The organism is Hymenobacter chitinivorans DSM 11115, from assembly GCF_002797555.1.
Taxonomy (GTDB): Bacteria; Bacteroidota; Bacteroidia; order Cytophagales; family Hymenobacteraceae; genus Hymenobacter; species Hymenobacter chitinivorans.
On the sequence record NZ_PGFA01000001.1, the window covers coordinates 614639 to 629167 of the forward strand.

Below are 14529 nucleotides of genomic sequence, written 5' to 3' on the forward strand. Positions count from 1 at the left end.
GCCGGGCGGTGCTACGTATCCTATACGCTACTGCTCGGCTAAAGGCTGCGCCGCCGCCTTATCCACAAACTGTTGCAGCCGCTGCCGGGTAATGGTCTGATTGTGCCAATAAAAGGAATCAGCCAGCTCCCGGCGGCTCAGCGTCGCATCCGACTGAGCACTCAGCCACTGCACGAATTCGGCCTGGGTGGGAAAAATCAGGGCGAAGGGTGGCCGGTCGTCCTGGGTGTTGAGGCCTTGCAGTTGCCCGTCCCACACCTCGGCGTAGAGGTAGCGCCCGTGCTGGCAGGCCAGGCCCAGGCCGCAGTAGTCGCGGTGGTAGGCGGCCAGCACCCGCCCGGCGGCCAGGGCCCCGGCCACGCGCTGCGCCAGCTCCAGCCCGTAGGTTCGCAAAGCCATAGGGCAATCAACAATCAACAATCAACAATCAACAATCAACAATCAGTTACTGCCGCCCGGGCGGCTAGTATTCCCGCACGTCGTCAATCTTGTAGCCCTGCGGGGTACTGATTACTTTGATGTCGCCCGTTTCCTGGGTGTGGTAGGTGTCGTCCTTGGTCGTCACGGTAAAGAGCAGGCCCTGGTCTTTGGTGCGCTCCTTGAATTTGCACCCGGTCACGCGCACTTTGCCGTAATCCTGGCCCTGCACGAACAGGAACGTGCCATTGCCCACGAGTTGGGGGTTGTAGCGGCCGGACCATTTCTGCTGAAATTTCTGCTCGGCATCTTCCTCCTCGGCAAACTCCAATTGGATGGCATCGAGCTTATACTCCACGTACTGGGGCGTGTAGATGCTGGTCGGGTCCTGGGGGTCGGTGTTGCGCCGCTCCTGGGCTTCGTTGCTGAAGTTGGTGTCGATGCTGGCCACCAGCCACTGCCGAACCTGGGCCGTATCCAGGGCTGCCGGGGCCGCTGTTGGCGGAGCTGCCGCGGCTGGCTGGGCCGGGGCGGCAGCTGGCTGCTGCTCGGTGGGTTGGGTTTGGCAGGCCGTCGTCAGCAGGCTCGTGACAAGGCACAGGGCAAGGGTAGTTTTCATCGGAAAGCGGGATAAAAAGCCAATAGCGCAGCCGCGCCGCGCCGGTCAATCAGCGGCCGAAACTAGTATATATCCCTCAATCTATAGGCAAACCGCCGCCGGAGCCGATTCCCCAGCTACGCCAGCACAATCCGCTTGGGGGCCATTTCGGCGGCGTAGTCCTGCATTACCCGGCGCAGGATTTCCATGTCGCGGGGGCAGTGCCGGGCAAATTCCTGCCAGTTGACGAGTTGCAGCTCGGCGGGCATCTCCACAATGGCAATGGCCGAGTCCCAAAAGGCGTCCCAGCTCGGGCCGTACCACTCGGGGAAGCCCAGGGCCTGCTTGAACAGCGCGTGCAAAGCAGCCTTGGTGCGAATACCAGTCAGGTCCAGAGTCATTGGGGGATGGGTGAAAGGGCTATGCTGCCGCGAAAGTCAGGCTTGGCCAGCCAGGGCCGCGCACTCGGCGTGCCGGGGGCAGCTGAGCAGGTGGTCGTTGACCAGACCGGCGGTTTGCAGAATGTTGTAGCAGGTCATGGGGCCGGTCATCACGAAGCCGCGGCGCTTGAGGTCCCGGCTCATGGCCTCGCTCGGCGGGGTAGTCAGGGGCACGGGGTTGGTGGCGCCGCGCCGGTTGTCGACGGGGTGGCCGCCCACGTACTGGTAGAAAAACGGCAGCAGCCCGGCTTCTCCGCCCACGTCCGCCCGCAGCCGCAGCCAGGCCCGGGCGTTTTGCACGGTGCCTTCCAGCTTGCGGCGGTTGCGGATAATGCGCGGATTCAGCAGCAGCTCGGCCACCTCATCTTCGGTGAAGCGGGCAATCCGCTCGGGGTCGAAGCCGGCCAGCAGCTCCCGAAACCCTTCCCGCCGCTTGAGCACCACCGGAAAGTCGAAACCCAGCTGAAACGTGTGCAGCACCAGGTACTCGAACAGGATACCGGCCTCGGCCATCGGCTCACCCCACTCATGGTCGTGAAAGGCGCCGAGCAGCTCACTGTGCTCAGCCCAGGGGCAGCGGCCAGTTGGCGGTTCAGCCCCGGTAGTCGTTGAATTCGTCATTGCTCGTCCTGTCGTCCTATCATTCTATTCATTCTCTAAAGCCCGGTCCTAATACGGCTGGCCCCGTAATTCGCCCCGAAAATAGCCCGTAACGCGGCGGGCGTCATCCAGCCGGTGCCGAATGACGCCCGCCGCGTTACGGACGGCCCAAAGCCTAGCTGGCTTCGGCTTCCGCAACCACGTCGGCCTGGGTAGGGGCTTCGTAGGTATCGGCGTACTTGAAATCGTCCAGCCAGTAGGCCGAGCCCACTATTTCCAGCACCAGGGTAGTAGCCTCTTGCCGGATGGTGCGCAGCTGCCAGATAATAAAGGGCGCCTCGGGAAAGCTGGTGCTGGCCAGCTGGTCGCCGAAAAGGCGCTTGAGCAGGGTGTTGTCGGGCATGCCCGGAGCCAGCAGGCGCAGCAGCGGGGCTTCGGGCTGGTGGGCAAACAGCGTTAGGTCGTCGGCCTCGGCGGCGGTGAGCTGCACCTGAAACCGCACGGCTTCGGCCCGGGGAAATTTGCCGTTGTAGGCTTCGTACAGAAGCTGGGTGGCCTTGAAAAAGCCTTCGTGCTGGTGCAGCTGCGGGTTTTCTTCCCAAAGCTTCTCCGTCAGCATCTGGTGGGCCAGGTTCTCGACCTGCCCCGGGGTGAGCTGGTCGGCAAAGAGGTAATTGAGCACCAGCTGGGCCGCTTCGGCGGGTTCCAGGTCGGTGAGGGCCATCAGGCACATGGCCTTGAGCTCGGCGGGCTCTATCTCCCCCGCTTCTTCAAAGTCCAGCAGCACCAGCAGTTCCCGGTAATCCTGGTTGGTCCAGGAGCCGGGCAGGGCGCTGAGGGTTTCGAAGGAAAGGCGTTCAACAGTGAAATTTTTCATAAAGAGTAGCTACAACCGGCCGCAAGGCCGCTGGGCGCGGGGAGTCCGCGCCGCATTGCCTACACTTACGGCCCAGCTGCCCAAACACCCACGAAATACCCGGAATAAAGCCGCAAGCCTCCGCCCCGGGCGGCCTTATTCCGCCCCAAAACGCCCGGTTCGGCAGGGCCGGACCGGGCGTCGTTATCGGCCAAGTAGGGGCGCGGGGTTACGGAATCAGGCGGTCCTGGCGCAGCTGCCCGAACAAGTCCAGGAAGGAGTCCTCGGTCGACTGGTACTCCCCAAAGCCCAGCTTGCGGCTCTTGCCCATGTCGGTCATGACTTCGAGGGGGCGGCCCAGGTCCAGGTCGGTGTGCCAGGCGGAGGCCAGGCGGTGCAGGTCGGGCTCGGCCAGGCCGTGGCGCTCAGCAATGGTGCGCCACAAGTCGGCATCGTGGGCCAGCTCAGTTTCCAGGGGGTGAATCGTGCCGTCGAAGCCGGCGGCTTCCACCCCAAACCAGTCGGCCAGGCGGCCCCAGAGCCAGCTCCAGCGGAATACGTCTCCGTTCACGATGTTGAAGGCCTCGTTGCGGGCCGCCTCGGTGGTGGCGGCCCAGCGCAGCTGCTTGGCAATGATACGGGCATCGGTGACGTCGGAGAGGCCGTGCCACTGGGCCCCGGAGCCGGGAAACTGGAACCTGCGGCCCGTTTCCTTACAAATCGTGGCGTACACGGCCAGCGTGACGCCCATGTTCATCTGATTGCCCACGGCCTTGCCGATGATGGTGTGGGGCCGGTGGATGCTCCACGAAAACCCGTCGCGGGCCGCGGCGGCGTACACCTCATCTTCCTGGACGTAGTAAAAGTTGTCGAGGGGCAGGCGGGGGTGCTCCTCGCGCACGGGCGTCAGGGGCAGGGTGCCGCTTTTGGCGTAGGCATCAAAGGGCCCGAGGTAGTGCTTCAGGCCCGTTACCAGGGCCACGTGCCGCACGCTGCCCTTCGGCGAAAGGGCGTCGAGCAGGTTGCGCACCATGCCGCCGTTGACGCGGATATTCTCGGCTTCGGTATCCTGGCGCAGCCAGCTGGTAATGAATACGTGAGTGGGGGCCAGCCCGTCGAGGGCGGCAGCCAGGCCGGTGGGGTCGAGCAGGTCGGCGGCTACGGGGCGCAGGCCGGGCACGTCTTGGCGGGGGGAGCGGGCCAAGCCGTAGGTAATCCAGTCGTGGGCGAGCAGCTCCTGGGCCAGGTTGCTGCCGATGATGCCGCTGGCCCCGACTACTAAAGCTATATTCTGCATGGTCTACTTCGATTTGGGAGTTCAGGGCACCGGGTTGTTGGGCCCGGCGCCTAGCTAGGTTCTACCACCCAAGTGAAGAAAGGTTTGTAGCTAACTGCTTATCCGGCGGCCCTCAGCTACTTAGGCGCGCCACTAGCCAGTCGCGGGTGGCGCGGTCGGTGTGGCGCTCCACCAGCCGCAAAAACGCCTCGGTGGTAGCTACCCGGGCGGCAGCCGTGGCCGAGAGCAGCTGGAAGAAAGCTTCGTCGCCGAGGCGGGCGTGCAGGTCGGCCAGGGCCAGGGCTCCCTTGTGGTAGATTACGGGCCGGAAATAACCCATGTCCTTGCCCGCGTCGAAGCGCAGAAGCGAAACCGGGGCCTGGGCCGCGGAGGCCCGGTACTTGGCAAGCTCTTTCCGGTAGCTGGCCGTGTCGCCGGCGGCGCGCAGGTAGAGCAGGCCGGAGTAGGCCGCAAAGCCTTCGTTAAGCCAGTTCTCCCGGGTATTCCAGCGGCCCCAGCCCCACCACTTGTGGCTGATTTCGTGGGCCAGAATCAGCAGATCGGCGGGCTTGCGGGTGTCGAAATCGGAGTAGGTAATAACGGCGCAGTTGTCGAGCAGGCCAAAGGCGTTGCGGTTGGTGCCCGGCAGCAGAATGCGGAAGCGCCGGATGGGGTCCTGGCGGCCGATAATCCGGTTGTGGTAGGCCACAATAGCCGTGGCATCCCGCAGCAGCAGGGAGTCGCGGTGGTGGGGGGCGCCGTTGGCTTTGTACACCCGCACGACGCCTTGCGGGGCCCTTAGCCTGGTAAAGCGCCGGGCCGCCACGGCCGTCAGCTCGATGTTGGGGGCCAGTCCGGCGAAAACGAACGTGCCCGCCCGGGCCCGCCGGGGCTCGTTGGTACTGATGACCTCGTAGCCGGCCGGGGTGTGCACCGTGAGCTGGTAGCGCACCAGGTCGTATTCGTGGTCGGGTAGGTTGGGCAGCCAGTTGGCACTAGCCGTAAACTCGGCCAGACTGTCGGTGCGGAACCGCTCGGGAATGGCGCCCCCGTAACGCAGGGTAATCTTTTCGTGCCGCACCGGACTCTCAAACCGCAGCGTAATCCGCAGCAGGGTATCCTGCTGGAAGGCGTCGAAGAAGGGCGTGGCGGTGTAGTCGCGCAGGTGGGGGCTGCTGGCCTGCGCCAGGCGAAACTTCCGGTTCAGGTTAAACGTGCAGCTGCCCCGGGCCTGCCCAAACGAGGCTCCCAGCTCGTAGCGGCAGGCAAATGTCTGGTTCTCGGGCCGGATAGTGAGGTCAACGCTAACTGTATTGTGGGCCCGGCAGGTAAGCAGCGGGCCGAGCAGGATAAGGCAGAGAAGATATAAACGACGCATCCGGGATTCAGGCTATAGCCAACGCCCCAAGGTAGAGTAATTGGGGCGGGCTTTAGTCCGCAGCGGTAATGGCCTTAGTAGCGGGCCGTCAGATGGGGATAGTACCGGTCAAAATCCGCGGGGGCAATGTAGGTGCCGGTCATCCGGTAATTGCCCAGGTCATAATCCACCGCCAGGGGCTGCTCCCCCGGGCTGTGTGGATCCGGGCCGCCGGTGGTATGGTGCTTTTGGGCATAGGCATTCTTGGCTACTTGAAGCATTTCCTCTCCCGAGGCGTCGAGCCGGTCGAGGGGAATCGTAAGCTGCTCCGGGTTCTGCAGTGCCGCTTGTACGACGTCCGCCCCGCAGGAAATCAGATAAGCCCGGAAGTAGATAAAATCATCGGTCGACACATAGGAGCCATTGGTAATCTGATAGAGTGACTTGATGTTGTAATTCCACTCCCGGATGAGCTGCTCCCGCAGCCTGCATTCAAAGCCCAGAATATCCTGGTCCGACAACTGGGCCAGCGTGTCCTGCAGGTACGCGGCTTGTTGCGCCAGATCCTGCGGGTGCGCCGCTTTGGAGGTAGCAATAAGCGTCCAGAAGGTGCTTTCCTGCATGCGGAGGGAATCCGGGAAGACGCGGGGCGACTCGGTAAAGGTCGTATGGGCTAAGGCTTCGTATTCCCGCTCCTGATACTGGATGAATTTATAGTCAATAACGCGGTAGCCTATAAAAAGCAGGGCTCCCACAGAGAGCAGGATATAGAGGAGTATTTTCAGTATTCTCATGTACTCACGGGTGATACGACCGGCCGCAGTGTCGCTAGCCACGTTTTCAGACAAAGGAAACAGCTAGGCCCCGGCCAGACAACATCAGATAGTGCCCACGAGGCGCTGCTGCAAGGCAAGCCGGCTTGGGTCAGCACCCACACCAGATAGTATCACCGCCGCGGTGGCCACTACCGGAGTAGGGGCAGCAGGGCCGAATTCAACACCGGGTTTGGCCTTTGCACGAAACGGGGCTCCTGCTGGCTTAGAACGGAGATGCAGTCATCCATTCCGGTAATCAGAAATTCGCGGAAGCCCAGCGCCTTGGAGCTAAAGCCGCCGGCAGAGTCCTCCATATCCAGCCAGCCGCCGCTAAGAATCTCGAAAAGCCAGTTGTCGACCAGCAGCGGGTTTTCCCAATAGTTGATCATGTCGCCTTCATCCAGGCATTTAAAGCCCCGCGGATTATCAAAGACGATATCGTAGTCAATGTCTTTGCCTCCGTCGCTGTGGTAATAAATAAGCAGTTGAGGCGGCTTAATCCGAAAGTCCAGCCCGGCCACAACCGGGTTTCTAAGTTGAGCTATCGGCGTCGTAAGGATGCGGGTTTCCATGGCTTTGATTACCTATTTTGCAGGGCCGCCCGGCTACGGCCGCAGCTCGTGGACGCCCTTTTTGCCGTCCATGCCCAGTCTTTTCAGCGTTGTGGTGCCCTCTTCAAACTTGAGCAACACGACCGCCGCGACTTTGGCCCGGCTTTTCTCCCAGTGAAGCTTCCCGTCGATATTCTCTTTCAGCCGCAGCTTGCTGGTTCTTACATTGGTTTCGTTTTGAAGACTAATCAGGCAGGAGTTGCCGTCGTTGTCGACGATAATCTGGAGAAGTAAAGTGCCCCGTAGCTTTTGGGCTTCCGCTGTACTAAGCGCGGAGGTGACAAGCGTCAGCAACGCTTGGGTATCGGTTTTGGCCGTAACCGTATCCCGTTCCAGGGCAAACTGGTCGGTATTGCAGCCCTTGAACTTCTCGGGAAACAGATTCTGCCCGTAGCTGCTGGTAGCCAGTAGTAGGCAGAAGAGGGTAACTAATAATCGGCCCGCAAAAGGGCGGGCGGTAGAAACACGGCGACTCAAGAAGGGCATGAAACAGGGTTTATCGGATGACCAAAGATAGGTTGCGCCGTTGGTAGCAGCTAGCGGCACTAGTACTCCCGCACGTCGTCAATCTTATAGCCCTGGGCGGTATTCACCACCTTAATGTCGCCCTTGCCGTCGTGCTGATTTTTTAGGTCGTGAATAACTACCTCGAACACAAAGGCGGGGTCGGGCGTCTGCTCTTTGAGCCGGCACTGGGTCACTTTGGCTTTGCCATAGTTCTCCTGGGTAAACAAGAAGCCCCCGGTGCCCACGTAGCGGGTGTCGTAGCGGCCACCCCACTTTTTCTCGAATGCGCGTTGAGCCCGGGCTTCTTTCTCGCCTTCCCCCTCGGTATAGGCCAGCCAGGTGGCGTCGGTTTTGTAGGTCAGGTACTGCAGGGAGTAGATGCCGTCCGGGTTTTCTTCCTCACTGTTTTGCTGCTCCTTGACCTTGTCGGCAAAGTTCTCCTCGATGCTGGCAATCAGCCACTGCCGGGCCCGGGCCGAATCCCCCGGCACAACTTCCGTAGCCGGCGGCAGCGGCTGGGCCAGGGCCCGCATGGTGCCCATTTCGGGCTCCGCCTCGGCTGCTGAATCCGGCGCGGGGGCCACGGCAGCGGCGGGTGGGGGCGTAGCAGCCGCGGCGGGCTGTTCGGTGGGTTGGGAGTGGCAGGCGGTCAGCAGGCCGGCTAGTAGGCCCAGGGCAAGCGTGGTTTTCATCGGAAGAAGCAGGCTAAGTAAAGCAACTACCGCCAGGGCTCCGTGCCCGGCAATAGGTCGGCGAAGCTAGGCTATATCTTGTTGAATGGATAGAAGGCAAGTGCGAGTACGGCAGGGTTCGGCACAGTCGATTGACTCGGCCGAGTGACAGCCGGTAGGGAATGATTCAAGAAAAGCGGGCGTCTTATTTCGGCCACCGACCCTGGTACCAGGCTTCCAGATACTCCTCGTGCCAAGCCGTAGCGTGGGTGGCGGGCACCGCGGCGTAGGTGTCGTACAGGCTGGGTGGAAGCAGGGCGTACTCAAACTCCCAGAGCTTAGTAGGGTCGGGCTGCCGGGCTGCGTCAAAATCTCCGAGCTGCACCTCGTCCACGAAGTATATGGCAGCCTGCGGAAACTCCCGTCGCAGCTCATGCGCTACGTATTCGACGAGCCGCTGAGCTTGGGCGTGGTAGAAGTAGCCCGGTCCGAGCAGCCGGTGGGTGTCGGTATACAAGTCGCAGCATAGCCAGTTGCCGACTACGTTCCCCATTTCAGGTGCCATCCCGTCAATGGTTAAATAGAGGGGAATTGTAAAGCCAGGAGGAATAAATTCCGACACGTGCTCGGATGAGAACACCCAGCCAATATCGTTGACATCCCACGTAAAGGCATCAAACATCCGTTGCACCTCCTCCATGGGAGCTCCTATTCGTTGGAGCACCCGCCCAAAACGGTCTAGCACCGGCTTAAAGTCGGCGCCTTCCAGTGGCTCACAGAGCCGTATGCTATTCATTTCACCCATAGAAAGCAGTAATAGAGAATATTGTGGTAGACAACCAACACAATAAACTTGAAAACCTCGTGTCGCCTCGGTCAGAGCCGCTTCCGGCGTTCTAAAAACCCGTGTCGTCAAGACGACACGGCCTACCACAACTACAAAAGTACCCCTGACCGAGGCGACAGGCACTTCACTACTTATTGTAGGGCCTCTGACCGAGACGACACGGGCTTCCGCAGTTGCAAAAGCCCCTCTAGTTAAGGCGACAAGCCCTACCACAACTACAAAAGCCGCCCCTGCCAAGACAAGGACGGCTTTTGCACGTGCGGAGCCGGGCTCCGGCCTAAGCCGGGACCTACTCGGCCGGAGCCTCGGCGGCTTGGCGGGGTTTCTTCGGGGCTTTCCGGCCGGCGATGTACGTTTTCCCAAAATCAAAGAACCGGTACACCTCCTGGGGTTCCTCGAAGCGCAGCTCCAGTTGGGCCTTGAGGCGGCGCAGGGCCCGGGCCAGCTTCAGCCAGTCGGCCGAGAGGGCCACGCGGGCCTGGGAAATGGCCGCCCCGGCGGTGCCGCGGGTTTCGTGGGCGGCGGCCAGCTGCTGGTAAGCGGCCTTGGCCGCCGCGGGCAGGCCGGGCTGGCCCAGGTCGGCGGCGTGCTTGGCGTAGAGGTCGAGCAGGAGCTTGGAATCCTGGAGCAGCTCGGGCTGGTCGAGGCCGGCGAGCTTGCTCTTGCTGTACTTCTTAAAATCGGCGTAGGCGGGGAGCTTGCGCAGCTTGGGCGTCACGTAGTCCTTCATGGCGTCATCCACGAACTCCAGCCACTGCTTGCGGGCCGCCCGAAACGCCTCCGTACCCCCGCTTGTGGACTCGTCGGCATCGGTCAGGTTCACGTCGAAGCCGTTGAGGGCCGCTTCCAGGGCCGCAAGGTGGTTGGTGAATTCGGCCCCGAGGTCGGCCTGCTTCACGGCCAGGTGGGTGGCGGTGCCCAGGGCTTTAAAGTTGGTGCGCGACATGGGCAGGGCCGCGAAAAAGTTGTCGAAATAACTCTGGTAAGCGGACATGGTAATGGGGGTAAAGGATACATAAAATAGCCCGGACCGTCGAGTGCGGACCGGGCGTAAGGTATTGAGTTCAAGGGGTTGGGCAAGCGGGGAGGGCGGGTTTATTTTTGGATGTTGCTTCGGCGCAGTCGCTCGGCTATTGCCGAGTGACGCCTATGCCGGAGGGGCTCCGCCCCGAGCGTCCCGCGCCGCTAGGGCGTTCTATCAGCGCGGCACAATTCGCAGCAGAGCTGCTCAAGCGTAGTGGTCACTCGGCATAGCCGAGCGACTGTGCGGCAGGGCAGATATTGGACTGGTAGTAGCGCGAACTTTGTAGTTCGCGTGGCTGAACGACAATCGTTGCAGAGGCGCGGGCCACGCGAACTACAAAGTTCGCGCTACTGCGTTTCTGCCCAGTAGGTATAGGGCCATTGCTCCCAGTTGTCTACTAATCCTGCTTTCACTGGGTTATTAATTGTATAGGCAATTACGCGTTGCATTTCTTCGCTGCTGCGGATGATATGGTCGTAGGTTTCGCGCTGCCAGAACTGACCCCTGCGATTTAGCAACTGATTTGCCTGTAAGGCCGTGTAGCCTTTTATGCGTTGAATAGTTTTGGCCAACGGTGGCGCTTCATCAGGGAAGGAAACAACCAGATGCACGTGGTTAGGCATAATACAATAGCAAATCAGCTGGTATGCTTTACCGTGGAAATGACGTAGCGAAGCACCCACTAAATCGGCTATTCGGGGTTCCTGCAACCATATCGGGCCATGGGTAGCGCCGTCTAGTAGGTTGTCAAACTTGCCGAAATAGCGGCGTTGTTTGGCGTAGTTATCTTCCGTTTCCTCGCCGCTGCTGAATTGTAGTTGTAAGCGCAGAATGATATTGCCTGGTAAAGAGTCGGCGAGGCGAAACGTAAGAAAGATATCTGAGCCCGGCGGAAGCCGGTGCGGTAGATTACGCTCATAATGAATAAGGTCGCCCATGCCGTAAGGTAGTAGCGCGAACTTTGTAGTTCGCGTGGCTGAACGACAATCGTTGCAGAGGCGCGGGGCACGCGAACTACAAAGTTCGCGCTACTGACCGTCTACGCCGCCGTATCCCCGACCTCATCCTCATCATCGACCATCACCCGGGCCAGCTTCTCGATATTCAGGCTCCGGGCCGAGGCGTCGAAAATCTCGCGGTAGGTGCCGCGCTTGTCGTAGAGCTGCTCGTGGGTGCCGCTTTCCACCATGCGGCCCTGCTTCATGACGTAGATGCAGTCGGAGTCCACGATTTGGGCCAGGCTGTGGGAGATGATGACCACGGTGCGGCCCTTTTTGATGGCGTCGAGGGAGTTTTTGATTTGCTCGGTGGCAATGGCGTCGAGGGAGGCGGTGGGCTCGTCGAGGAAGATGATGGGCGGGTTTTTGAGGAAGAGCCGGGCAATGGCAATGCGCTGCTGCTGCCCCCCGCTGAGCTGCTGGGCGTCGCTCTGGTAGCCCTTGGGTAGCTCCAGAATCTGGTCGTGGAGGTAGGCCTGCTTGGCGGCGGCCTGGATTTGCTCCAGCGTGGCGTCCATCACCCCGTAGCGGATGTTTTCCTCGATGGTGCCCTTGAAGATGTGGTTTTTCTGGAGCACCAGCCCGATGCGCTGGCGCAGGGCGTGGGTGTCGTAGTCGGCCAGGGGCTTGCCGTCGAGCAGCATCTTGCCAGAATCGGGCTCGTAGAACTTGCAGAGCAGGTTGATGATGGTGCTTTTGCCGGCCCCGCTGAGGCCCACCAGGGCGGTGGTTTTGCCTTCCTCGATGGTCAGGCACACGTCGTGCAGGGCCTGGGTGCCGCTGGGGTAGGTGAAGTCCACGTTGCAGATGTCGAAGGTGCCGCGCACGGCGTTGGGCTGAATGGGGCCGGTTTTCTCGCGGGCATCGTCGGCGTCGAGGATGTCGAAGAAGCCTTCGGAGTAGGTCAGGGCCTCGTTCATCTCGTCGTAGATGCGGTGCAGCTGCCGGATGGGGGCCGACACGTTGTTGAAGAGCAGGATGTGGAACATGATGGCCCCGATGCTGATCTGCCGGTCGAGCACGAGGTAAGCCGTCAGGATGATGATGAGCACCACGCCGACCTGCTCGACGAAGGTTTTGAGCCCGTCGTAGAGGAAGTTGGTTTTGCGCGTAGCCAGCTGGGCTTCCTGGAGGTTCTGCTGCACCTGGGCCTGCTTCTGCTCCTCGTAATCCTCGCGCACGAAGCTCTTGATGACCACGGCCGAGTCAATCAGATTCACCAGGCCCTGGCTTTTGGCCTCGCGCAGACCGCGCAGGGCGCGCCGGGTGCCATTGAGCTTATCGGCCTGCCGGTAGCTGATCCAGAAGTACACGGGCAGCACCGCCACGGCCACCAGGCCCACGTACACATTGGCCATAAACATGACCACCAGGGCCACAATGGCGTTGGCAAACAGGGGCAGGATGTCGATAAAGAAGTTCTGGACCAGCTTCATCAGGCTTTCCACGCCCCGGTCGATGCGGGTCTGGAGCTTGCCGGCCTGGTTGCCGCTGTCGGAGTAAAAGCCCAGCTCGTAGCTCAGCAGCTTGTGAATGGCATCCTGGGACAAGGTGCTCGACACGTTGATGCGGATTTTCTCCCCGTAGAACTTCTGCCCGAACTGGATAAAGGTGTTGATAACCTCCTTGCCCAGCAGCAGCACGCTCACCCAGAGCAGCAAATCCAGACCCTGCGCCAGGCCCAGATTACGGTTGAGCAAACCCTGCACCGTATCCACGGTATAGCGCAGCACAAACGGGTTGACCTGGGCCGCCAACGAGCCCACCAAGGTCAGCAGCAGGGTGCTGATGACCAGGCGGCGGTAAGGCAGAACGTAAGGGTAGAGGCGGCGGATAATTTCCCAGAGACTCATGAGCGGCAGAACGGACGGTGTGGTAGTGTCCGGTTAGACGCGCGGGAGGGGTGTGGGGTTATTTTGGGGTGGAAGGCGGTTAAAAGAAACCCCAAAGTTTAGGCTTGTGATAGGCAAGGCTGATGTCGTTGATGAAAACTGGTTTCGGCTGATTGTTTATATCGGTTGCATAAATGATGAAAGTGCCGTTGAGTCCCTGCTTCTGCTTGCCAAGTTGAATCCGGGGCTCAGTAGTACACTGGGCCCGATAAATGCCTGGGGAATAGGAGCGGATGCTGAGCTTGCCATTTTTGATGGGTAGTACTCCCGCTTGTGTTACGCTGTTACCTGGTGCGGAAATACTGTATTGGATAGAATCCAGGGATTTGTATTGGTTGATGGTGTCGGTGTGAAAATCAATATCAAGTAGATAGTTCTGTGAGTAATTAATTTCTGTCATAATAAGTGGTGTCGGAAGAAAAACTGTCTCTTTCGTTAAGTTTATCTCAATAAAAGCTACATAAGGAGTAGAGGTGGTTTCCGATTTTAGTTTGCTCCAGGCCCAGAATTTACGCTTGCTCACCGCCACGCAGCTGCTTATCAATAAGCAAAAAGTGGAAACGGTAAGTGTACTAATGACTCGCTTCTTCATAGCTCTATCCTTATAGTTTTACTCCACTACCGCGTAGTGGTTCATTTCCTGAATGCTCTGGTAGAAGGGTTTCACCAGCTGAAAGAACGCGCCGAACTGGGCACTCTTGCGGAAGCCGTTGAGGTGGCGGTCTACCGAGGTCCACTCGATGCGCCAGATGTAGAGCTCGGGGTCTTCCTCGCAGTGGGTCAGCTGATAAGTGAGGCAGTCGGGGGCCTGGGCCAGCAGTTCGTTGGCGCTGCGCAGGGCTTGGGTGAAGGCCGGCTGCTGGTCGGCGGCAATACGGTAGCGGATGTATTCGACGGTCATGGCGGTAGGGGTAAGAATAAGGGGGAAGATAGACTTTTCCTGATTCTTGCGGTCCGCCAAGCTGCCGAAATCAGGTGATGGGCGGGTGGCGGCGCCGGTGCTGAATCACGATGCGCTTGAGGTAGGTACTCAAGGCAAAGTTCTGGGCCGCGGCCGGCACGTGGGCCTTGTAGCGGTTGCCGCCCGGGCCCAGGTTGAAGTCGACGGTGGCCGAAAGTTCGTCGGACACCGGGCCGGGCGTGGCGGCCAGACCCGGCGTCAGGTTTTGGGGGCCGGGCTGGGCAAACAGGGCCGTGGTCAGGGCGTAAAGCGTGTCCATCTGCCCGCGGCGCAGCTCGATGCGGAGCGTGTCGCGCGGGTCGGCCACCGGGCGGCGACGGGCGTCGGTCGAGGTGGCGTACTTGACCACGTGCAAGGTGTGGGGGCGGAGCTGGCCCGGGTTCCAGCCCACGTTGTGGGCCGTGTGCTCGGAGGGGCGCAGGTTGGCCAGGATGTAGCGCTCCTGCAAACCGCCCACCGGGTGTCGGAGGCTGACTTCGATGTTGAAATCATAAAACCGGCCGGGTGGGCTAGCCGGGGAGTGCGGGGCGCAGCTGCCACCAAGAAGGGCTATGCTGCCGTAGAATAGTCGCTTCATAGTTTCTGAAAATACGGCCCTGGGGCAGCATTTACCAGAAATACGGGGCGAAAGAGGAGTGCATAATTTCGGGTCGAGCTCC

18 protein-coding genes are annotated in these 14529 nt (G+C 60.5%); all 18 read right to left on the bottom strand.

What is annotated here, in order from left to right:
* Positions 1–27: 27 nt before the first annotated feature.
* Entirely contained in the window at positions 28–399 is a 372-nt protein-coding gene (locus CLV45_RS02410) for a hypothetical protein (RefSeq protein WP_100334801.1), read from the bottom strand.
* Between the two features lie 64 nt (positions 400–463).
* The gene (locus tag CLV45_RS02415; RefSeq protein WP_100334802.1) at positions 464–1036 is read right to left on the bottom strand and encodes a hypothetical protein; all 573 of its coding nucleotides are present in this window, start codon (positions 1034–1036) and stop codon (positions 464–466) included.
* Between the two features lie 116 nt (positions 1037–1152).
* The gene (locus CLV45_RS02420) at positions 1153–1416 is read right to left on the bottom strand and encodes a barstar family protein (protein ID WP_100334803.1); all 264 of its coding nucleotides are present in this window, start codon (positions 1414–1416) and stop codon (positions 1153–1155) included.
* 36 nt (positions 1417–1452) lie between these two features.
* Entirely contained in the window at positions 1453–2076 is a 624-nt protein-coding gene (locus CLV45_RS02425; RefSeq protein ID WP_100334804.1) for a DNA-3-methyladenine glycosylase I, read from the bottom strand.
* Positions 2077–2230: 154 nt separating this feature from the next.
* Positions 2231–2932: a hypothetical protein gene (locus CLV45_RS02430; RefSeq protein WP_100334805.1), complete on the bottom strand. Its 702-nt coding sequence runs from the start codon at positions 2930–2932 to the stop codon at positions 2231–2233.
* Positions 2933–3140: 208 nt separating this feature from the next.
* The gene (locus tag CLV45_RS02435; RefSeq protein WP_100334806.1) at positions 3141–4208 is read right to left on the bottom strand and encodes an SDR family oxidoreductase; all 1068 of its coding nucleotides are present in this window, start codon (positions 4206–4208) and stop codon (positions 3141–3143) included.
* A gap of 112 nt (positions 4209–4320) precedes the next feature.
* A complete protein-coding gene (locus CLV45_RS02440) occupies positions 4321–5565 on the bottom strand; it encodes a M1 family aminopeptidase (protein WP_100334807.1) in 1245 nt (414 codons plus the stop codon).
* A 74-nt stretch (positions 5566–5639) separates the two neighbouring features.
* On the bottom strand, positions 5640–6299 hold the full coding sequence (locus tag CLV45_RS02445) for a DUF4240 domain-containing protein (protein ID WP_157807242.1): 660 nt from the start codon (positions 6297–6299) through the stop codon (positions 5640–5642).
* A gap of 209 nt (positions 6300–6508) precedes the next feature.
* Complete coding sequence (locus tag CLV45_RS02450) at positions 6509–6931, bottom strand: hypothetical protein (protein ID WP_157807243.1); 423 nt, start codon at positions 6929–6931, stop codon at positions 6509–6511.
* Positions 6932–6964: 33 nt separating this feature from the next.
* A complete protein-coding gene (locus CLV45_RS02455; RefSeq protein WP_100334810.1) occupies positions 6965–7456 on the bottom strand; it encodes a hypothetical protein in 492 nt (163 codons plus the stop codon).
* 59 nt (positions 7457–7515) lie between these two features.
* Positions 7516–8169 carry a hypothetical protein gene (locus CLV45_RS02460; RefSeq protein WP_100334811.1) on the bottom strand — a complete coding sequence of 218 codons (654 nt, stop codon included), beginning with the start codon at positions 8167–8169 and terminating at the stop codon, positions 7516–7518.
* 184 nt (positions 8170–8353) lie between these two features.
* A complete protein-coding gene (locus CLV45_RS02465) occupies positions 8354–8944 on the bottom strand; it encodes a hypothetical protein (protein ID WP_157807244.1) in 591 nt (196 codons plus the stop codon).
* A gap of 340 nt (positions 8945–9284) precedes the next feature.
* A complete protein-coding gene (locus CLV45_RS02470; protein ID WP_100334813.1) occupies positions 9285–9989 on the bottom strand; it encodes a hypothetical protein in 705 nt (234 codons plus the stop codon).
* Positions 9990–10366: 377 nt separating this feature from the next.
* Complete coding sequence (locus CLV45_RS02475; RefSeq protein WP_100334814.1) at positions 10367–10957, bottom strand: REP-associated tyrosine transposase; 591 nt, start codon at positions 10955–10957, stop codon at positions 10367–10369.
* A gap of 101 nt (positions 10958–11058) precedes the next feature.
* Positions 11059–12870, bottom strand: a complete 1812-nt coding sequence (locus CLV45_RS02480; RefSeq protein WP_100334815.1) for an ABC transporter ATP-binding protein — start codon at positions 12868–12870, stop codon at positions 11059–11061.
* A 79-nt stretch (positions 12871–12949) separates the two neighbouring features.
* Positions 12950–13501: a hypothetical protein gene (locus tag CLV45_RS02485; RefSeq protein ID WP_157807245.1), complete on the bottom strand. Its 552-nt coding sequence runs from the start codon at positions 13499–13501 to the stop codon at positions 12950–12952.
* Between the two features lie 18 nt (positions 13502–13519).
* Positions 13520–13810: a putative quinol monooxygenase gene (locus CLV45_RS02490; protein WP_100334817.1), complete on the bottom strand. Its 291-nt coding sequence runs from the start codon at positions 13808–13810 to the stop codon at positions 13520–13522.
* Between the two features lie 70 nt (positions 13811–13880).
* Positions 13881–14447 (bottom strand): hypothetical protein, encoded by a 567-nt coding sequence (locus CLV45_RS02495; protein WP_157807246.1) that lies wholly within the window; start codon positions 14445–14447, stop codon positions 13881–13883.
* Positions 14448–14529 lie beyond the last annotated feature (82 nt).